Consider the following 21,530-nt stretch of genomic DNA (forward strand, 5'->3'; position numbering starts at 1 on the left):
GAGCGATATAGTGACATCATCAATCTTTAATGTCCTGTTAATATCCATCACTTTGACCGAGAATTAATCGTTATTTAAATTTAAACGAGTGCCTGTATGCAGCTTTCATTTAGCGAAGAAGAACTCATGATTGAAGAAACTGCCCGCCAGTTTTCAATTAACCAATTACAGCCCAATGCCCAAAACCTTGATCACAAAGGCGATCAAGCGCAATTTTTATCCCAAATAAAGCAGCTGGCAGAACTTGGCTTTATGGGCATTAATATTGATGAACAATATGGTGGGATTGGCGCTGGCAGCGCAGCATTTAGCTTGGCGATCACTCAATTAGCCCGAGGGTGCGCCGCAACAGCCGTAACCACATCGGTCACCAACATGGTCGCAGAAGTGATTCAAGCGGTTGGTAATCGCGATCAAAAAGACCATTATTTACCTAAAATATGCAGCGGTGAATTTTACGCTGGCGGCTTTTGTCTGACTGAGTCTAACGCTGGATCAGATCCATCGGCCATGACTACCCAAGCGATAAAAAGCGGCGATAACTTTATCATCAGTGGCAGCAAGCTATTTATAACTTCAGCTGAATACGCCGGTGTGTTCGTGGTTTGGGCGGTAACCGATCCAGAGGCGCCTCGCGGCAAAGGCATTAGTTGCTTTTTGGTTGATGCAGATACTGCTGGCATCACCATTTCCCCCGCAGAAGACAAAATGGGCCAAAAAGCTTCGGCAACTAACGAGGTTGTTTTTGATCAATGTAAGGTGCCCGCTTCAGCACTGTTAGGGGAATTAAACCAAGGTTTTAAAATAGCCGTCACCGAACTGGCCGGTGGCCGTATCGGCATTGGTTCGCTCGCACTTGGGATCGGTTTAGCGGCCATGGATTATGCCAAAGCTTACATTAAACAGCGCCACCAATTTGGCCAATCACTGGCGAATTTTCAAGGATTACAATGGATGCTCGCTGACCGCTATACTGAATTAGAAGCGGCGCGTTTATTGTTAATGCAAGCAGCCGCCTATAAAGATCAAGGCCAACCCTTTGCGACAAGTGCTTCAATGGCCAAGGTCTTTGCATCTGAAAAAGCCAACGACGCTTGTTATACCGCATTGCAATTACTTGGTGGCGCGGGTTATAGCAAAGAGTATCCGATTGAACGTTTGGTACGTGATGTCCGTATAACGACGATTTATGAAGGCACCAGCGAAATACAACGAGTAATCATTGCTCGTGACTTATTAAAAGATTAACAGGAGCAAATAATGGATCTACAAAACAAAGTCGCCGTAATCACTGGTGGCGCTTCAGGTTTAGGTCTAGCGACCTTAGAGCAACTGATTAAAGCCGGTGCCAAGGTCGCCATTTTTGATCTGAACCAGCAAGCAGCAGCGCAAGTCGTTACCGAGTTTGGCCACGACAACTGTCTTTTTGTGCAAACAGATGTCACCAGTGACAGTTCTGTTGCAGCGGCTTTTGAGCACGTGGTCGAAAAATTTGGCCAAGTAGATATCTGCATAAACTGTGCAGGCATTGCCCCGGCAAAAAAGGTCTTAGATCGCGATGGTCAGGCGCAACCTTTAAGCGATTTCAGCAAAGCGGTAACAATCAATCTAGTCGGCACATTTAATGTCGCTCGCATCGCTGCCCAGTGCATGGCCAGAAATGTAGCCACTGGAGAAGCCAATGAACGCGGTATTATTATCAACACCGCATCAGTTGCCGCCTATGACGGACAAATGGGTCAATGTGCTTATGCCGCCAGCAAAAGTGGTGTGGTCGGTATGACACTACCGATGGCGCGAGATCTTGCGCGCAATGGTATTCGGGTTAATACCATTGCACCTGGCATTATGGGCACGCCAATGTTACTGGCCATGCCTGAAAATGTTCAAGAATCCTTGGTCGAAAAAATTCAGTTTCCTAAACGCATGGGCCTGCCTAGCGAATTTGGTCGTCTTGTCGTGCACATGATCGAAAATAGTTATTTTAATGGTGAAACCGTGCGATTAGACGCCGCTATCAGAATGCCTCCTAAATAATGCTCTGAGCTGCTGTTTGTTGAATTTATCGCATCAACAAACAGTTTTTTTTCAATCATTGTAATTGGTTAACAAATAAAACTGCTTTTTCGCTCTATATTCATGCAAAAAAATCAATGAAATCTATACTTGAGTCTCAATGGATAGCATTTAAATATGGATAGCGTATGAATAGACTCAAACCAAGGACTGAAGAACAGTTCCCTCTGGTCATGTTATCAACAATTAACGGTCAGCAGGTTGCTCTTGGCAAACCAGGCCATGGTTTGGCGTGGCAACTAATTATTATTTATCGCGGCCACCATAGTCCAAGCTGTACCGACTATTTAAACCAACTAAATCAGTATAAAGATCAGTTCGCCGCTATCGACATCGATCTTATTGCTGCATCAGCCGATAACAGCGAACAATTACAACAGCATTTGCCACAACTTAGTGTGTCATATCCGTTAGCATTTGGCTTATCGATTGAGCATATGTATCAATTAAACCTCCATGTCTCAGTGCCTAAAGATTTGCAAGAAACCAACCATCCATTTGCTGAGCCGGCATTATTTTTAGTCGATGACAAAGGTCGCTTAGTACTCAGTGATATCGCAGACAACCCGTTGACCAGACCATGTTTGCCACCGCTTTTAACTGGGTTACAGCAATTAACGCGAAGTGAACTCGGTTAAATCTATTGAGTCGTCATTGCAACTCGTTGTTTAAGAAATTCAATAAATGCATTACTGGCCATCGATACATAGTGATTTTTCTTCCAGGCCAAGCCCAGTTTTAACACAATAGGAGGATTAAAGGGCACCGCTGATAATTGATTATCATGCTCGAAAATTTTAGGCAAACAGGTCGTAATCCCAATCCCATTTCTAACTAAATCCCGTTGCAGTTTAATGAGGTTAGTTTCCATCCGAAGATCAAGCGAAATACGTTGTTTTTTTGAATATTCACTAACCGCCTCTCGCAAAAAATATCCCTCGTGAAATAATACCAACGGCTCACGACAAAATTGGGCCAAAGTAATTGTCGATTCCTTAGCGAATGGATGATTAGCAGCGACTCCTGCCACCATTTGCTCTTCGATGATGCTGACATAACGCAGATGAGTTCCGACGTTGACATCACGCAGCAATGCCAAATCAAGCTCGCCATTAGACAGCATCATTTCAAGCGCCGCAGTGCCTTGGTCAACCAACTGCACCACAATATGAGGATATTGTTGTTTAAATGCGACAATAGCCTCAGATAAATAATACGAACCCATCATGGTTGAAATACCAACTCGCACCGTGCCCTTGCTCAAGTCTTTTAGCTCTTGCAGCTCAAGCTTAACTTGTTCGGCCTGCGCTAATAGTTTAGTTGCCGATTTAAGCAGCACTTTACCTTCAGAGGTTAATAAATCATTTTTTTCAGCCCGGTTAATTAACTTCAGCCCCAACTCTTGTTCTAGTTTTCGAATCGCAATGCTAAGCGCAGGCTGAGCAATGCCAATTTGCTGCGCAGCACGGGTGAAATTACCGACCTTGGCCAATTGGCAAAAATAATCGAGACGCTTGAGGTTCATAAAATAATTATATCCAAAGTATAAATTCAATATATTATATTTATTATACGAAGAGGGGTAAAGTATAAAAACAGATCAAAATACAAACGACAGACCAATCCAACTCTATAGAGCGATTGGCCATGAGTCATCACTTGATACGGAGCAGTCTAATGAGTCAGTCCCTAACCCCCTTCAATTGGCAAGACCCCATGTTTTTAGATCAGCAGCTGACCGAAGAAGAGCGAATGATCCGCGATAGTGCCCATGCCTATTGCCAACAAAAATTATTGCCAAGGGTACTCGAAGCCAACCGTAATGAGGTTTTTGACCCAGCCATCATGCGCGAACTTGGCGATTTAGGGTTGCTCGGCGCGACGTTGCCAAGTGAATACGGCGGCAGTGACATCAATTATGTCAGCTATGGGTTGATTGCCCGTGAAGTAGAGCGGGTTGACAGCGGTTACCGCAGCGCGATGAGCGTACAGTCATCGTTGGTAATGCACCCTATTTATAGCTATGGCACCCAAGCGCAGCGACTCAAATATTTACCTAAATTAGCGTCTGGTCAGTGGATTGGCTGTTTTGGTTTAACCGAACCCGATTCGGGCAGCGATCCATCGTCAATGCTCACTCGCGCGACTAAGGTTGATGGCGGTTACACATTAACGGGCACCAAAATGTGGATAACAAATTCCCCGATTGCCGATGTTTTTGTGGTGTGGGCCAAGCTTGACGGCGTGATCAGAGGTTTCATTTTAGAAAAAGGCATGACTGGTTTATCAGCACCTAAAATTTCTGGTAAATTTTCATTACGCGCCTCGATTACCGGTGAAATCGTGATGGACAATGTGCTGGTACCAGCAGAAAACATCTTTCCTGATATCAAAGGACTAGCGGGGCCATTCGGCTGCCTGAACAAAGCGCGTTACGGCATTGCTTGGGGCTCATTAGGCGCGGCCGAGTTCTGTTTCAATGCAGCCAGAAATTATACCCTTGATCGTAAACAGTTTAACCGTCCACTGGCAGCTAATCAGCTGATCCAAAAGAAACTCGCAGACATGCAAACAGAAATAAGCCTTGGCTTGCAAGGTTGTTTGCAAATGGGCCGCCTAATGGACGCCGGTAGCTGCCCGGTTGAACTTATCTCAATGCTTAAACGCAATAACTGTGGCAAATCTCTCGACATTGCCCGGGTATCTCGCGATATGCACGGTGGCAATGGCATTAGTGATGAGTTTGGCGTGATACGCCACGTTATGAATCTAGAGGCCGTTAATACCTATGAGGGCACCCACGATATTCACGCCTTAATTCTTGGTCGTGCCATCACCGGCATTCCAGCATTCTGCTAACAACGAGTGATACTGATATGACGGGTGCACTGGATGGCATTAAAGTGGTCGATTTAAGCCGAATTTTAGCGGGGCCTTGGGCGTCGCAAATGTTGGCAGATTTCGGCGCACAAGTAATCAAAATTGAACGCCCGAGCACTGGCGACGATACTCGCTTGTGGGGCCCGCCCTTTATAGAAAGTGCGAGCACCAAGCAGCCGCCACAAGCCGCCTATTTTCATTGTGCCAATCGCAACAAGCAATCACTGGCGCTTGATATCAGCACAACTCAAGGCCAAAAAATTATAAAATCGCTGATTAAAAATGCCGATGTGTTGATTGAAAATTATAAGGTCGGCGGCTTAAAGAAATACGGCCTCGATTACCACAGCTTGCAGCAAATTAACCCTAAACTGGTTTATTGCTCAATCACTGGCTTTGGCCAAGATGGCCCCTGCGCCCACAAAGCAGGTTATGACGCGATGATTCAAGGTGAAGGCGGCTTAATGAGTCTAACCGGTCAATGTGATGGTGAACCGATGAAAGTCGGCGTGGCCTTAGTCGACATTATGACCGGACTCTACAGCTGCAATGCTATTTTGGCGACGTTACTTGCTCGTGGTAAAACGGGGCAAGGTCAACACATTGATATTGCATTGCTCGACGTCCAAATTGCGGCGCTGGCTAATCAAGGCATGAATTACCTCACCACCGGGGAAAATCCCGCTCGTTTAGGTAATGGCCATCCTAATATTGTGCCCTATCAAACCTTTGCGACCGTTGATGGCAGTTTAATTTTAGCTGTTGGCAATGACCTTCAGTTTGAACGATTGTGTCAGGTAGCTCAGCGCCAAACCTTAGCACAAGATCCCCGCTTTAAAACTAACGCCGCTCGGGTCAAGCATCGCACTGACTTAATCCCACTATTGGCCAAGATAATCGCAGCTCACAGCACTGAATATTGGGTTAAGTTGCTAGAACAAGTCGCCGTGCCCTGCGGCCCCGTTAATACACTTGAACAGGTCTTTAATCATCCGCAAATAAAACACCGCAACATGGTGCGCCAGCTTACCAATGAGCAAGGCGAGGAAATTCCAACCGTTGCATCACCGATTAACCTGTCGCAAACGCCATTGCAATATCACAGTGCGGCACCAGCGTTAGGTCAGCATAACAAGCAAATTCTGTCACAGCAGTTAGGTTACTCTGCCGAAGAAATCAGCTTGTTACGCCAGCAAGGTATTATATCTTAATCGCCTGCAAGCCATTGACCCGTAACCAGCACTTCACCATGTTGAAAGACCTGACCACGAAAACGGCTGCCGGCATTAATCACTCCAACGCCTTTGGGAGTGCCGGTCATGACAATATCACCGTCTTCAAGGGTTAAAAATGTTTGCAGATCAGCGAGGATAGTTGCTGGCTGATAGATCATTTGGCTGATCCCACCCGCCTGAATGACATTACCATCAATCTCTAAGGTTAAGCTCAGCGAGTCTTCGATAGTATCAATTGACACAAACTCACTAAAAACCGCGGCACCAGTAAAAGCTTTAGCCCGCTCCCAAGGTAAACCTTGGTTTTTTAATGTGCTTTGCAGGCCACGCTTGGTGAGATCTAATCCAAAGCCAACCGCGCTAAATTTACCTTGCTGGTAAACAAAACATAACTCGGCTTCATAATGTAATGGCTCTTGATGAGAGGAGGCTAATGTTGCTGAAACCGCGCAATTGGGCTTAATAAAAACCACCATTTGCGCTGGGGTCTGGTTGCCAAGTTCGGCAATATGTTCAACATAATTACGGCCAATACAAACAACCTTACTTGGGGTAATCAACTGATTATTTAATGAAACCTGCTGCAAAATATACTCCTAACCTGACAAAAAATGTCATTTGAGTTTATAAAATATTGCAGCTGTTTACACCACATTAAGTCACTATTTTTTCATAATTTGTTGCAACTGCTCCTGATCAAGATGACGAACATCCAAACCTTTCACAAAATAAATCACATATTCAGCAATGTTTTGGCTCCGATCACCAACGCGTTCTAATGCCCGAGCAGCCCACATCACTTCCATTACGGCTGGAATTGAGCGCGGATCAGCCATCATGTAAGTCATCAGTTCTCGCATCACGGTTTCGTACTGACGATCAATGTTTTGATCCTGACCATGGACCTCAAATGCTAAATCGGCATCCATCCGAGCAAATGCGTCAAGCACTTCATGCAGCATCGAAATACACTGACGGCCTAGGTTTTCTAAGCTAATGAGCAACGGCTGCTGCTGGTGATCGACTTTATCTAATACCACGGCCGCTAATTTCTTGGCGTTATCACCAATGCGTTCCAGATCGGCCACGGTTTTTGAGATAGCAAAAATTAATCGCAAATCTCCGGCCGCTGGCTGCCTGCGCGCGATAATGCCAATGCTTTCCTCGTCAATCGCTACTTCGTAGGCATTAACTTTCTGATCATTTTTTATAATTTGCCGGGCCAAGGTCATATCGAGATGATGAATGGCGCTAATGGCATCGCTAAGTTGTTGCTCAACTAAGCCGCCCATCGCTAATACCTGATTGCGAATATTTTCTAATTCAGCATTAAACTGACCAGAGATATGACGCTGTAAGTTATGCTTATCCATGGTTATCCCTTAACCGTATCGACCGGTAATGTAGTCTTCTGTTTGTTTTTTAGCAGGTGTGGTAAACAAAGTATTGGTATCGCTATACTCAATTAATTCACCCATATACATAAACGCCGTATTGTCTGACACACGGGCTGCTTGCTGCATATTGTGGGTGACGATCACCACGGTAAACTTTTCTTTTAATTGGCAAATTAGCTCTTCGACCACCAAGGTTGAAATAGGATCTAAAGCCGAGGTTGGCTCATCAAGCAATAACACTTTCGGCTCAATCGCAATAGCCCGGGCAATGACCAAACGTTGCTGCTGGCCGCCAGACAAACCAAACGCATTGTCATGCAAGCGGTCTTTAACTTCTGCCCATAATGCCGCGCCCTTTAATGACGTCTCAACGGCTTCGTCTAACACCCGACGATCCTTAACCCCTTGCAAGCGCAAGCCATAAACTACATTTTCATAAATTGATTTAGGAAATGGATTCGGGCGCTGAAAAACCATGCCGACATGGCGACGCAAGGTGGCGACATCAACCGATTTTGCATAAATATCTTGCTGGTCTAATAATATTTCGCCATCGATTCGACAACTATCAACCAAATCATTCATTCGATTAAGACAACGTAACAAGGTTGATTTACCACAACCAGACGGCCCAATAAACGCCGTTACCTGCCCTTTAGGAATAGCCATTGACACATTATTCAAGGCCTGTTTATCGGCATAGAACAGGTCCAGATTATTAATAGTGAATGCCCTTTGTTGCTGAGGTAAATTCGCTAAATCAACGGGCGCTTGACCCTTAGTAAGCTTATCTAGATTAATCATTTATTTTTCCAATTAACGGGTCAACTACCCTTCCAGTGAACGATACTTTTCGCGTAAGTAATTACGAATACCAATCGCACTGATGTTTAAACCAATAATAACAGTGACAAGTAAAAATGAAGTAGCAAAGACCAAAGGTCGTGCCGCTTCAACATTAGGACTTTGAAAACCAACATCATAAATGTGAAAGCCCAAGTGCATAAACTTTCGATCAACATGAAAAAATGGAAAGTTACCATCCAGCGGTAATGTCGGTGCCATTTTGACCACCCCCACCAGCATCAGCGGCGCAACTTCACCGGCGGCACGGGCCACGGCTAAAATTAAGCCGGTCATAATCGCTGGGCTGGCCATCGGAATAATGATCTTCCATAAGGTTTCCGCCTTAGTCGCACCCAGAGCCAAACTGCCTTGTCGTAACGATATCGGGATCCGCGATAAACCTTCTTCCGTTGAGACTATCACCACCGGCAAGGTTAAAATCGCCAGCGTTAAAGCCGACCATAATACACCTGGGGTACCAAACACTGGCGCTGGTGCCGCTTCGGGGTACAGTAGCGCATCAATGCTGCCGCCAAGTACGTAAACAAAAAAGCCTAAACCAAAGACCCCGTAGACTACCGAAGGCACGCCAGCGAGATTAATTACCGCTATCCGAATAAACTTAGTGATTGGGCCTTTTTTCGCGTATTCATGTAAATATATCGCAGCCACGACCCCAAATGGAGTCACAATAACAGCCATTAACATCACCATAAATATGGTGCCAAATATCGCAGGGAAAACACCGCCTTCCGTATTAGCCTCACGCGGATCGTCACTAACAAAGCCAGCGATAGCACTGAACCAATAGCCGGTTTTTTCGATAACACTCATATTATTTGGATAGTGAACGGCTAGCACATAACTCAGCTTAATTGGCACTGACTCTCCGCGCATATCACGTACTATCACCACATCACGATTCATTTGGTCTCGCATCGCAAATAATTGGGTGGCTAAAATTTGATATTGGTCACTCAACTGCTGTTGCTGGCGCTGAATTTTATTGGCAACGTCTGGTGTCAACCCATCATTGAGCTCATAACGGCGCTGTTCTAACCGCAATGATTCTAATTGATAGTTGATGCTGCCAATGTCCGATTGTTGTAACTGGTCAATCGTTTCCGCCAAGGTTTCAACTCGCTCTAAAGCAATGTCCAGTTGCAGCTCTGTTTCTTGTGGGCTGGTGTCGTACTTAACCCCGTCAACCGTGACACTTTCAACATAACCGTAAAAGTTACCATTTTTATTGCGTTCAAAGACCGCCAGTTGCTTGGGGATGCTTTGACTAATAATAGTACTGGTTAATAACCACCGAAAATCTAGTTCAACAAATTCTCGATTGCCGGTTTTAACCAATAACGATTCAACTTCTTCAACCCCTGCGGCAACTGCAACGCCCGACTCCTGCAATTGCAGCGCTGGGATCATGTCACGCTCATATATTTCACCAATGACCCGCTGTTGGGTGCCATCAGGATGCTGCACCTCAAACTGCCATATTTGCGAGGGCCAAAAATAGGTCAGTCCACGCCATGCAATTAATGCCAACAGCCCTAATACCGCGATTAAACTGATGCTAACGGCACCCGATGTTAACCAAATCCACGGTGAACCACTTTTATACCAATTACCCATTTATATAACCCCTGAGCCGATGTTTAAGCCGAATAAATTCATTGTTAAAGTGAACCGTATTTTTCACGAAGATTTTGCCGAACTAACTCGGCGATAGTATTGAAAATAAACGTAAAGACAAACAACACTAACGCCGCTAAAAACAACACTCGATAGTGAGTGGACCCCACTTCTGATTCCGGCATTTCTACCGCAATATTGGCCGACAGCGTTCGCATGCCTTCAAAAATGTTCCAATCCATAATCGGGGTATTACCCGTTGCCATCAGCACAATCATTGTTTCGCCAACAGCACGACCCAAGCCCATCATCACCGCTGAAAATATGCCAGGACTGGCCGTTAACAACACCACCCCAACCAAGGTTTGCCAGCGAGTGGCCCCGAGCGCTAATGAGCCATTACTTAAATGACCCGGCACACTAAATATTGCGTCTTCGGTAATAGAAAAGATGGTCGGGATAACCGCAAACCCCATCGCGATGCCAACCACCAGCGCGTTACGTTGGTCAAAGTTAATGCCCAGTTCATTACTAATAAACTGCCGGGCATTGCCTTGCATAAAATATTCTTCAACCAGCGGACTTAACTGATAACAGCCCCAGCCCACCAGCAACACAATAGGAATTAACAGCAAGCTACTAAACTGCTCATTAACAATGCGCTTAAGCGCGACAGGCAAGCGGTAATGAATGAATGAAAACAGCACAATGACCAGCGGTAAAAATACCACTAGCATGATTACAAATGGCAACCGAGTCTCAACAATAGGCGCTAACCACAAGCCAGCTAAAAACCCCAAAATCACCGTTGGCAGTGCTTCCATTGTTTCCACTGTGGGTTTGACGACCTTGCGTAAACCCGCAGGCATAAAATATGCCGTATAAATTGCCCCAGCTACCGCTAACGGCATCGCGAATAACATCGCGTAAAATGCGGCTTTTATCGTGCCAAATGAAATTGGCACCAAAGACAATTTAGGCTCAAAGTCATCGCTGGCCGAAGTAGATTGCCACACATAATCTGGTTCGCTATACCCTTCATACCAAACCTCTTGCCATAATCCGCTCCAAGTCACTTCTGGATGCTGGTTGTCAACTTGATAAAACTTGAGTTTATTCTGATGACGAACAATTAACGCGTTATTGCGCGGCGAAAAACGCATATCCTTTACCGCTGTCGCTAATTTCTCCGTTAACAAGGTCGCTTCACTGGTGGTATGAAATAAGCTTAATTGCCCGCCCTGACTGGTCACTGCAAAAGTTTTTCGAAAAGGTTCTGCCACAATGGCAGCCACGGCACCTTCAATCTTAAAATCACGAATATGACTTAGTTGACGACCATCATCGCCGCGAGTTTCAAACCACTGGCTAATTACCCCGTCTGAATTACCAATTAATATCGAGCTACCACCCGACAAAATACCAACAGCGCTAACATCGCCATTGGGGCTATTTACTTGCACCACTTCACGCGCTGCGCCTACCTCTTCTAGTGATAAGTCGTAGATGTGTAAATTGTTGCCGCTAAGAATAAATAATAGCTGTTGGCTTGGGGTTAAAAACAGCTGGTCGATATGAACGGGCACCTGACTTAATTGTTGAGACTGCCCCTGCCATTCAACTTCTTCGGTCATGAAGTTTTCACTGGCTGTTTGTCGTGACAATACCACCCGGTTATCTTGGGTTAATGCCACTAACGTCAATTGTTCTTCGTTAACGGCAAAGGCTGTTTGTATTAAGGGCTGACGCTGACTGTCTATCAACAGCGGCTCTTGACCATAGTCATAACGAATAGCAGGAGTGATAGTGCGATTGTCGTTGTTAAAGCTTAATAAGAAGTGCGGCTGCGAAATAAGCACACTGCCATCATTTAAACCCAAGGCAACAATGTCAGAATCGACTGGCCGCGCCACGCTGCTAATTTTTTGAGGCGATTTTAAGGGTAAAACAATTGATGAGTAGTCAATGGTCGGGTCAACCAGAGAATAATAATTTAGTTGGCCTTGGCGGTCATAATAGTAACCAACCTCATTAAGCTCATCACTGCCAAATGCCAGCATCTCTTGGGTCGCTGGTTGGCTGTGATGCTCGGTAATGGTTACCGAGCGGAACACCGGCTCAACCACATAAAGTAAATAACCAAAAATCATTAACAAGGTCATTAACACCATTAACCCACCAGCGGTAATGCTGACATGAACTAGACGGTCTTTTAACTGCCGAATTTTACTGCTTGCGGCAAGAGGATTAGTAACGGGTCGCTTAAGGATCACTGCTTGGCTCATAATATTGTCTAACACTAGTTAATATGAATGCATTGTATTTAGCCAACATGACAAATTAGTGACACTAATATTACGGTTTAACGACAGCTGTTTCGATTAATCATGTCAGGAGGTTTTTGTCGCCAGAAACAAAAAAGGCACCCGCTAAACGGATGCCTTTAAAGGTTTTTACCTGCTAAAGATTACATGGTGATGCCAAGTTTGTTTAATTCTTTAGTGACAATTTTCGCTGGTAATGCGATGTAACCGTCTTTCTCAACAATGCTCTGGCCATCTTTTGATAAGACCATTTTTACAAATTCGCGCTGCATTGGTGACAATGGCTTGTTTGGGTGCTTATTAACATAAACGTATAAGTAACGAGACAATGGGTAACTACCATTTAGCGCATTGTCCATAGTTGCCGCGATATACGCGCCGCCTTTCTTAGACAATGGCACCGCTTTAACGCTCGACGTTTTGTAACCAATACCTGAATAACCTAACGCATTAGTCGATGCGGCAACCGACTGTACTACTGACGCAGAACCGGGCTGTTCATTAACTCGAGTATTAAAATCACCCTTACATAAGGCTTTTTTCTTGAAGTAACCATAAGTACCAGACACAGAGTTACGCCCGTAAAGTTGAATGTCTTTGCCGGCCCAGCTGCCATCAAGCCCTAAGTCGCCCCAACGTTTCTTGGCTTCGCCGCCACATTTATGAGTGACCGAGAAGATACCATCGACTTCTTTAATGGTTAGCCCTTTAATTGGATTATCTTTGTGAACGAACACAGCTAGCGCATCAATAGCTACTCGAATGGCCGTTGGCTTGTAACCATAGTGCTTTTCGAATGCTTCGATTTCGCGTCCTTTCATTTTACGGCTCATTGGCCCAAACTGTGACGTGCCTTCGGTGAGTGCCGGTGGCGCAGTAGAAGAACCCGCCGCCTGTATTTGAATGTTAACATTTGGGTAATTACGCTTAAATTCTTCGGCCCAAAAGGTCATCATGTTGGCTAAAGTATCTGAACCTACAGATGATAAATTACCTGAGATGCCCTGCGCTTTTTTGTATTCTGGAATCGATTGTTCAAGTGCCATGGTATTGCTTGAAACCAATACTGCTACAGTCAAGCCTAATGCAGTGACTAAATTTGATAATTTCATTGTGTACTCCACATTTATATTCAGTTATTTTGTTGACGCCAATGAGTTTGGATTAACAAGATGACAGTTCAGTGACTAAAATGTGAAGCTTTTATGTCGAACACAATTAAGTGTTAAAACAACTAATGCCATAACGCCAACCATGTCTTAATTAGTTCGATCAAGATTTCGAACCGTGTTTAACATACGACTAATTTCCCTTTAATCTAATAAATCGCGTTAAATATAGCGCTGTACCGCATTGATTTTATCTGCTTAAAAAGGATTGCATCACAATGGTATTTTACGCTTGCTTAACTCAGTTCAGACGCCTATTATTCCGCCGCTTGTTACATATGTTGGTTTATTGTTGTTTTGTTTGATTGTTCAGTTTCACGCCTGAGCAGTTGTATTTCATGAGGGAGTGAGCTAAATGCCCACCAAAGAGTTTGCTGTACTAAAAGAAATGGGGTTTGATAACCTCGAAGAGATTAAGAGTTTTTCCACTCGTAACGAAAATGATGTCGATGTGTTAAAAATATATCTTCGTCGCCATCAAGGTGAGTGGGTAGCTAAAAGCAAAAAGTTTAAGTTCAAACGTACCCATACTAGCGTGCGCACCGAAGGTAGTTTGGTTCCTTACCGAGCAACGACAAAATCATCAGAATTTTTTCTGCAAGCGATTGCCGAACTAGAACAATTAGACAAGCTTGAACCACAGGTTAACGAAGTATTATCTGTTGACGATAAGAAAAAGGTTTTACTGAGTGAAATTGAGCACTTAGAAAAAGTAATGAACGGAAAAATGGCCGATATTCGCCGCCAAATAGCCGAGTTGTAATACCATCAGCTTTACTAGAAAGTTAAGGCCTCGCTGTTAATAACAGCGAGGCCTTAATTTTAAGTAACAGTACCAAGCCGCGTGCTAACTAGCAGTTAATCGCTGATCGATAACAAAACTAAAACGGCTACCTTGCCCTTCGACACTGGTGATTTCAAGCGTGCTTTGGTGATTAACCAATACATGTTTAACAATGGACAAGCCCAACCCCGTACCGCCTGTTTGGTTTGAGCGCGATTGGTCAACACGATAAAAACGCTCAGTTAACCTCGTCAAATGATGTGGTGCAATACCTAAACCATCATCGGCCACCGAAAATTCAATGCCATTGTGTTGCTGACGCCACGCGACTTTGATATTAGAACCGTCAGGGGAATAACGAATAGCATTGCTGACCAAGTTGGTACAGGCGCTAAGCAATTGCGCTTCATTACCGTCAATCGTAAAGTTGTCATCAAGCTCAAATTCAATGCTAACAGGCCGCTCGCCAATTAAGACCATTGCATCATCTTTAACCAAAGCCATCAGTTCATTGAGTTTAATTTTCTCGTTGTCTGGCTGCTGACTGGTTTCAATCTTAGACAAGGCTAATAGCTGCTCAACCAACGATTGCATTCGATGCGCCTGTGTTTTCATTGCCGTGGTCGCCTTGCGCCACATTAAGGGATCAATGTTGTCTTCGTCATCAATTAACTCTAAGTAACCGTGTAATACGGTTAAAGGGGTTTTTAATTCATGCGATACATCGGCGACAAACTTGCGCCGCATCTGTTCCAGCTGAGTTAACACCGTTACGTCACGTGACATTAATACAAACAAGTCACTGCCATAACTCGTCACACGATGCTCAAGCAATACGGCATCATTGTGTGGCGATGGTAATTCTAACCTTTGGCTAAAATCACCACGAATAATATATTGCCTAAATTGTTGATGCCGAATTAAGTTATTGAGCAACTGACCGCGATCGCCGGGCCAACTTAATCCTAAAAATTTACGCGCCGCGCTATTACACCATAAAATAGCATTGTCTTGGTTAAACACCACAATGCCATCGGGCAAGGCGTCTGCCCCCTCACGAAACTGACTCAGCGCCGAAATAAGCTGTTTACGGCGCTGGCGATTAGCCTTAATCGACTTATCAATGCCGCGATAGATATATCCCCAGTAGGAATTGTTTTTTACTTCTTGTTTGTGCGGCGAGTGCCAGATCCAATGCACTAAGGTAATAAACTCTTTAAGATTGATTAAAATAATAACCAAGGATCCAACAAATAAAGTATCGACTATTCGTTCAAGATAAAGCCCAATAATCATTAACAGCCAATAATAAGCAATCAATTTAAGCAACATGGACTTGAGTAAGCGGTGATCTGGCATTAAAGACTATACCTTAGTTGAAAAGCGGTAACCCGAACCGCGAACTGTTTGCACAAATTCTTCGTGACCATGGCCACCAATTGCCTTACGCAGGCGCCGAATGTGAACATCGACCGTCCGATCTTCAACATAAACATTGGTACCCCAAACATGATCAAGCAATTGCTCTCTGCTATATACACGCTCAGGATGCGCCATAAAAAAGTGTAATAACTTAAATTCGGTCGGGCCAATGCTAAGCGGCTGTCCATGCAATGTAACGCGATGACTGACAGGATCAAGCGCCAAGCCTTTAGCATCAATGACTTCTTCCAGTGCGGTTGGTTTGCTGCGACGTAACACGGCTTTAATTCGAGCCATTAATTCTTTTGGCGAAAATGGCTTAGTCATATAATCGTCGGCCCCCACGTCTAGGCCTCGCAATTTATCTTCTTCTTCACCGCGGGCCGTCAACATAATAATGGGAATAGCTTTGGTATGCTCTTGACGGCGAACTTCCTTCGCTAGGCTAATACCACCGCCCCCAGGAAACATCCAATCAAGTAAAATTAGATCTGGATAAGGTTCAACTAATTTTTCGGTCGCACTATTAAAGTCAGCTGCTTCAATGACATTAAAGCCGTGCTGATCTAGCACAAAGCATAACATTTCACGAATAGCCGCTTCATCTTCGACGATTAAAATCTTGGCACTCATATTAACTTACTCAATGTTAGTCCATTATAAAAGTTACTATTATTGACAATCTTTATGACACAATTATGACGTTAACTCATTTTCGTGTAAAAAATATAACGAAATTGCAATCCAATCGAGCGTCACGTTAACGCGTAACAACAATTGATTCAATCACCAATTTCAGCAACTTATCGACCAAATTTAACAATTAACCATGATAAATTTTGACGACCCCGTATAATTTAGCGCGCGCAGTCATATTTAAAGACCATATATAATACCAATTGTATTAAATGATCACATATTTAATGCGATTGGTATAAGACAATCAAAGGGAACAGAATGAGCATTCATCACCACGCAGGCAAGCCAGCTAGACCACAAGACAGAATTAACATTAGCCGTTTAGTCAGTGATTATTACACTAAGACTCCCGATGTTAGCATTATTGAACAACAGGTTAGTTTTGGCACTTCAGGCCACCGTGGCAATGCCAACAACACCAGTTTTAACCAACTGCATATCGAAGCCATTTGTCAGGCAATTGCCGAGCTTCGTCTGCGTGAGGGGGTGACTGGTCCATTGTTTTTAGGTAAAGATACTCATGCCTTGTCTGAACCCGCTTTTGCTAGCGCAATTTGTGTTTTGATTGCCAATAACGTGCCCGTTATCATTCAGCAAGATCAAGGTTTTACCCCAACCCCAGTTATCTCGCGCCTGATCATCAGTCATAACAGAGTTCACAATGAACAAGCTGACGGCCTAATTATTACGCCATCGCACAATCCACCTAGTGATGGCGGTATCAAATATAATCCACCGCATGGCGGACCCGCTCAAGATGAACTAACTCAGCAAATAGAACAACGAGCCAACGACATTATTGCCAATCATCAGGGCGAGATTCAACGCGTATCACTTGAACAAGCGATGGCTTGTGATTTATTAAGCCACCAAGACTTTATCGAGCAATACGTAAGTCAGCTTGACCAAGTAATAGATATGGCCGCTATCGCCAACGCAGGGGTTAAAATAGGCGTTGACCCACTTGGTGGTTCTGGCATCGATTACTGGCCAGTAATCGCTAAAAAGTACGGCCTTGAACTTGAAGTCGTTAATCAAGTGGTCGATGCGAGTTTTGCCTTTATGCCATTAGACAAAGACGGCAAGATCCGGATGGACTGTTCGTCACCTTATGCAATGGCAGGGCTTATTGCGATGAAGGATCAATATGATATCGCTGTTGGCAACGATCCCGATTTTGATCGCCACGGCATAGTCACACCAACCGGTGGCTTAATGAATACCAATCACTACCTAGCTGTCGCGATTAATTACCTAATGACTCATCGTCAATGGCCAGCAGAGGCAAAAATTGGCAAAACTCTGGTCTCAAGCTCGATTATCGATCGCGTTGCTAAGCACATCGATCGTCCATTGGCTGAAGTCCCAGTAGGATTCAAATGGTTTGTCGATGGCCTGCATGATTCGAGTTACGCCTTTGGTGGCGAAGAAAGTGCCGGCGCGGCATTTTTAGCCCGCGATGGCAGCTGCTGGACCACCGACAAAGACGGCTTTATTATGGCGTTATTAGCCGCAGAAATTATTGCCGTGACCGGTAAAGATCCTCAACAACACTACCTTGAACTCGCTAAATTACTCGGCGAACCTTGTTATGGCCGAATTGATGCACCTGCTAGCTTAGCGCAAAAAAAGGCGCTATCAGCCTTAACCAGTGACAGCATTAGCTCAAAGAGCTTGGCTAATGAACCAATCTTACACATTCTTAGCCACGCCCCAGGCAACAATGCCGCGATTGGCGGGATTAAAGTGGTTACCGAAAATGGTTGGTTCGCCGCGCGACCTTCAGGCACTGAAGACATTTACAAAATTTATGCTGAGAGCTTTATCGATCAACAACACCTCGCGTTAATTATCAGTGAAGCCCAAACCATTGTTAGTGCTGCATTTGCTAAAGCAGGGCTGTAAGTCATTAAAAGGCTAATCAGATTATGGCGACTTAGGTCGTCATAATCATCTCGGCACAACATAAATTTAGATAGGAACAGTGACATGGCTACTACTTTGCGCGATCTGCACTACCTAACGGCAATCGAACAACATAAACATTTTGGCCGCGCTGCCGCCGCTTGTTTTGTCAGTCAACCGACGTTAAGTGGTCAATTAATCAAGCTAGAACAGCAGCTCGGGCTGCAATTAATCGAACGTCATCGCCACAACGTTATGTTAACTCCAGCAGGCGAGCAATTGGTTATCGAAGCAAGAAATGTGTTACAGGCGGCCAATGAGTTCGAATTAGCGGCCAAGGCCTTGCTCGATCCATTCGCAGGTGATTTGCATGTCGGACTTATTCCTACCTTAGCCCCTTATTTGTTGCCACATGTTATGGCAGATCTGACTAAGCAATTACCAAAAATTAATTTTTTTCTGCATGAAGATCAAACAGAAAATTTATTACAGCAGCTCGACCAAGGTAAATTAGATCTGTTAATTCTGCCCTATTTAGACCACATGACCAAATTCGACAGCTTTGAACTGTTCGACGAACCGCTGTTATTAGCATCTCCGGTCGGACACTCCCTCGCTAACAAGAGCAACCTAACGCTTGATGATCTTTATCAGCAAAAGATTCTGACGTTAGAAGATGGCCACTGTCTTAAAGGTCAAACCATGGAATATTGTTTTAGTGCCGGAGCCGACGAAGATACTAGCTTTGAAGCAACCAGTTTAGAAACCTTACGTCACATGGTGGCAAGTGGCATGGGCATTACGATGTTGCCAGCACTGTCAACGCTAGAACGTTTTAACAATGATGGCATGTGTTATACCCCGTTTAAGGCACCACAACCCACTCGTGCTATTTCTTTAGTCATTCGCCCCAATTATTCACGCATGCAATGTGTCAGAACGGTAGTAGCGAGTATTAGACAGTCGATAGCCACAATTTTATGAACACCGATTAACCGAGTGAATGATGGCGCTCGCTCCCTAATAACTCAACAAGTTGTTCAAAATTAACGGGCTGTGACAAATAGCAGCCTTGTACTAACTCACATTTAATTTGCTGGAGATACTCTAATTGTTGTTGCGTTTCAACGCCCTCTGCCACAACTCTCAGCTGATATAAATTAGCGAGACTATTAATAAAAGCGACCATTTTATTGCGCGCATGATGCTCGGAACTGAGATCTGCAACAAATGAACGATCAATTTTGAGACAATCAACGGGATAATGCAGCAGCTGATTAAACGCGGTATATCCAGTACCAAAATCATCCAGTGCCAAGGACAGTCCAAGCACACGTAATTGCTTAAGCATCGCTATGCCCTTTTTATCATCTAACACCAAAGCTGTTTCAGTAATTTCCAACTCAATCGTCGACGGTGCAATATCATAGCGTGTTAATAATGCTTGAACCTTAAGCGGGAATGACTCGCTAAGTAATTCTACCCCCGAGATATTAATAGAAAACCGGCCTTTAAAACTAGTTTGTTGTTGCAGCTTGGCAATATTAATAAAGCTATTTTCTAACACCCATAAATCAATTTTTTGAATTAAATCGCTCTTTTCAGCAATCGGAATAAACTGCTCGGGGCCAATGTTTTCAGCCGCAAGATTCTGACAACGAACCAGCACCTCAATCGCGGCGATCTCTAAGCTGCTACTGTTAAATATCGGCATAAATACTAGTGATAACAAATCTTGCTCAAGCGCTAGTTTTAAGGCGTCTTCAATGTATTGCCGATGTTTGATCTGTTGATTGATCTGTTCAGTATAAAACTCCAGTCGATTGCGCCCTTTGTTTTTCGCCTCACACATCGCCAAATCTGCATGATGCAGTAACTCATCAGACGATGTGGTATCACTGGGATAAATCGCAATGCCAATGCTGGCATAAACAGGTTTTTTAGTCCCGGCAACCACAACTCCACGCTCAAAGATATTAAGAATGCGCTGACCAACCACCTTAGCAATAGCCGGTGATTCAATATTATTTAACATCACCACAAATTCATCACCACCAATTCGAGCAATGCCATGCATTGTGTCAGCATTGTCGATATCAGTAGCACGCACCACCTCCTTTAATTGCCGCGCAAAAGCTAACAATAATCTATCGCCAACGTCATGCCCATAGATGTCATTGACCTGCTTAAAGTTATCGAGATCAATATACAAAAGGGCTAAGTTATGGTTGTTTTTTTGTGCTTGCTGCAAGGCGGTGCTCAAATTGAGCGTAAAACTGCGACGATTTGGCAACTCGGTTAACGAATCAAAAAATGCTAGATGTTGCACATCATCATTATAAATCTGCAGCAAGCTATCATAAGCACTCTCTTCCGATTTTAAGGTCGCCAGACAAACCAAATAAAGGGCTAATAAAGTGCATTCAAAGCGAATAGATTCAACCAAGGAGTAACTGGTCAGTAGCAACCCTGACAACGGAGTAAATAACAGCAAAGTGCTAAACACCAAGAACCCGCCATAAAGCAAAGCGGCAGGCCAAAATCGATTAACAAAAATATTAAATGCCAGCAACGGATAAAGCCATAACATCCCGGTATTGTCTATCCCACCAGTTACCAGCAGCACCACGGCCAGTACAATCAACTCAATATTGAGTAGTAAAATAGGGAGTCTAAGATTTCTTTTTCGTTGCAATAGATACAAACTAATACAACCAACGGCCATGCAAGACAACAACAGCCCACCGAATACATAAGAGTTGTTTTGTATTGATACCACTCCAAAGACCAATAAAAAGGCGATGCTAATGCACAACAAAATTTTGCATAACATTAGTCGTTTCATTCGCCTAAGTTTGAGTATTTCCCTGTACTCTTTTTTTTGTTCAATCACTCAATTCTCCAGCCAATCATCAACACCTTAACGAATAATCCAATGCATTAAGCTTCATTGGCACAAGAAGTTATCTAGTTATTACACTAAAGTTTAGACCTAACTTGGCCCAATACATATTGCGCATTACTATCAATTATGACAATAAAGCCAACATTTAGTCGGCTACCAAGATTAAAAACAACATATTAAGCTGTAAGAAACATCCCGCTAGCCCTTTGACTGCCTAAGATTTAGAACTCTAGTCGATGATTTAATAAAA

The 21,530-nt window shown here is 44.0% G+C and carries 18 protein-coding genes; 8 read left to right on the plus strand and 10 right to left on the minus strand.

Annotated features, from left to right (window positions below; translation table 11 throughout):
• Positions 1–96 precede the first annotated feature (96 nt).
• The 3 genes from HRU23_11455 to HRU23_11465 all read left to right on the plus strand — a co-directional run bounded on the left by HRU23_11455 (position 97) and on the right by HRU23_11465 (position 2,714).
• Complete coding sequence (locus tag HRU23_11455) at positions 97–1,248, plus strand: acyl-CoA dehydrogenase family protein (GenBank protein NRA54751.1); 1,152 nt, start codon at positions 97–99, stop codon at positions 1,246–1,248.
• A 12-nt stretch (positions 1,249–1,260) separates the two neighbouring features.
• Positions 1,261–2,037 (plus strand): 3-hydroxyacyl-CoA dehydrogenase, encoded by a 777-nt coding sequence (locus HRU23_11460; GenBank protein ID NRA54752.1) that lies wholly within the window; start codon positions 1,261–1,263, stop codon positions 2,035–2,037.
• A 167-nt stretch (positions 2,038–2,204) separates the two neighbouring features.
• On the plus strand, positions 2,205–2,714 hold the full coding sequence (locus tag HRU23_11465) for a redoxin family protein (protein ID NRA54753.1): 510 nt from the start codon (positions 2,205–2,207) through the stop codon (positions 2,712–2,714).
• Between the two features lie 2 nt (positions 2,715–2,716).
• Here the strand turns inward: HRU23_11465 and HRU23_11470 are convergent, their stop codons facing one another.
• Complete coding sequence (locus tag HRU23_11470) at positions 2,717–3,601, minus strand: LysR family transcriptional regulator (GenBank protein NRA54754.1); 885 nt, start codon at positions 3,599–3,601, stop codon at positions 2,717–2,719.
• Between the two features lie 152 nt (positions 3,602–3,753).
• Here HRU23_11470 and HRU23_11475 point away from each other — a divergent pair, with 152 nt between their 5' ends.
• Both HRU23_11475 and HRU23_11480 read left to right on the plus strand, forming a co-directional pair.
• On the plus strand, positions 3,754–4,935 hold the full coding sequence (locus HRU23_11475) for an acyl-CoA dehydrogenase (GenBank protein ID NRA54755.1): 1,182 nt from the start codon (positions 3,754–3,756) through the stop codon (positions 4,933–4,935).
• A gap of 17 nt (positions 4,936–4,952) precedes the next feature.
• Complete coding sequence (locus tag HRU23_11480) at positions 4,953–6,167, plus strand: CoA transferase (GenBank protein NRA54756.1); 1,215 nt, start codon at positions 4,953–4,955, stop codon at positions 6,165–6,167.
• Here HRU23_11480 and HRU23_11485 read toward each other — a convergent pair.
• The 6 genes from HRU23_11485 to pstS form a co-directional block, all read right to left on the minus strand.
• On the minus strand, positions 6,164–6,778 hold the full coding sequence (locus HRU23_11485; protein NRA54757.1) for a fumarylacetoacetate hydrolase family protein: 615 nt from the start codon (positions 6,776–6,778) through the stop codon (positions 6,164–6,166). The two genes, HRU23_11480 and HRU23_11485, sit on opposite strands and share 4 nt — an antisense overlap.
• 75 nt (positions 6,779–6,853) lie before the next feature.
• Complete coding sequence (gene phoU / locus HRU23_11490; GenBank protein ID NRA54758.1) at positions 6,854–7,564, minus strand: phosphate signaling complex protein PhoU; 711 nt, start codon at positions 7,562–7,564, stop codon at positions 6,854–6,856.
• A gap of 9 nt (positions 7,565–7,573) precedes the next feature.
• On the minus strand, positions 7,574–8,392 hold the full coding sequence (gene pstB, locus HRU23_11495) for a phosphate ABC transporter ATP-binding protein (GenBank protein NRA54759.1): 819 nt from the start codon (positions 8,390–8,392) through the stop codon (positions 7,574–7,576).
• Positions 8,393–8,416: 24 nt separating this feature from the next.
• Complete coding sequence (gene pstA / locus HRU23_11500) at positions 8,417–10,072, minus strand: phosphate ABC transporter permease PstA (GenBank protein ID NRA54760.1); 1,656 nt, start codon at positions 10,070–10,072, stop codon at positions 8,417–8,419.
• A gap of 44 nt (positions 10,073–10,116) precedes the next feature.
• Positions 10,117–12,357 carry an ABC transporter permease subunit gene (locus HRU23_11505; protein ID NRA54761.1) on the minus strand — a complete coding sequence of 747 codons (2,241 nt, stop codon included), beginning with the start codon at positions 12,355–12,357 and terminating at the stop codon, positions 10,117–10,119.
• Positions 12,358–12,539: 182 nt separating this feature from the next.
• Entirely contained in the window at positions 12,540–13,508 is a 969-nt protein-coding gene (gene pstS / locus HRU23_11510) for a phosphate ABC transporter substrate-binding protein PstS family protein (protein ID NRA54762.1), read from the minus strand.
• Between the two features lie 412 nt (positions 13,509–13,920).
• Here pstS and HRU23_11515 point away from each other — a divergent pair, with 412 nt between their 5' ends.
• On the plus strand, positions 13,921–14,328 hold the full coding sequence (locus HRU23_11515) for a DUF3461 family protein (protein NRA54763.1): 408 nt from the start codon (positions 13,921–13,923) through the stop codon (positions 14,326–14,328).
• Positions 14,329–14,412: 84 nt separating this feature from the next.
• Here HRU23_11515 and phoR read toward each other — a convergent pair whose 3' ends face one another.
• Both phoR and phoB read right to left on the minus strand, forming a co-directional pair.
• On the minus strand, positions 14,413–15,708 hold the full coding sequence (phoR, locus tag HRU23_11520; GenBank protein NRA54764.1) for a phosphate regulon sensor histidine kinase PhoR: 1,296 nt from the start codon (positions 15,706–15,708) through the stop codon (positions 14,413–14,415).
• 6 nt (positions 15,709–15,714) lie between these two features.
• Positions 15,715–16,404, minus strand: a complete 690-nt coding sequence (phoB, locus tag HRU23_11525) for a phosphate regulon transcriptional regulator PhoB (protein ID NRA54765.1) — start codon at positions 16,402–16,404, stop codon at positions 15,715–15,717.
• Positions 16,405–16,728: 324 nt separating this feature from the next.
• Here phoB and HRU23_11530 point away from each other — a divergent pair, with 324 nt between their 5' ends.
• Both HRU23_11530 and oxyR read left to right on the plus strand, forming a co-directional pair.
• Complete coding sequence (locus HRU23_11530; GenBank protein ID NRA54766.1) at positions 16,729–18,375, plus strand: alpha-D-glucose phosphate-specific phosphoglucomutase; 1,647 nt, start codon at positions 16,729–16,731, stop codon at positions 18,373–18,375.
• 84 nt (positions 18,376–18,459) lie between these two features.
• Positions 18,460–19,359: a DNA-binding transcriptional regulator OxyR gene (gene oxyR / locus HRU23_11535; protein ID NRA54767.1), complete on the plus strand. Its 900-nt coding sequence runs from the start codon at positions 18,460–18,462 to the stop codon at positions 19,357–19,359.
• A gap of 7 nt (positions 19,360–19,366) precedes the next feature.
• Here oxyR and HRU23_11540 read toward each other — a convergent pair whose 3' ends face one another.
• A complete protein-coding gene (locus HRU23_11540) occupies positions 19,367–21,208 on the minus strand; it encodes an EAL domain-containing protein (protein ID NRA54768.1) in 1,842 nt (613 codons plus the stop codon).
• Positions 21,209–21,530: the final 322 nt, after the last annotated feature.

This window comes from Gammaproteobacteria bacterium (assembly GCA_013214945.1).
Classification (GTDB): Bacteria; Pseudomonadota; Gammaproteobacteria; order Enterobacterales; family Psychrobiaceae; genus Psychrobium.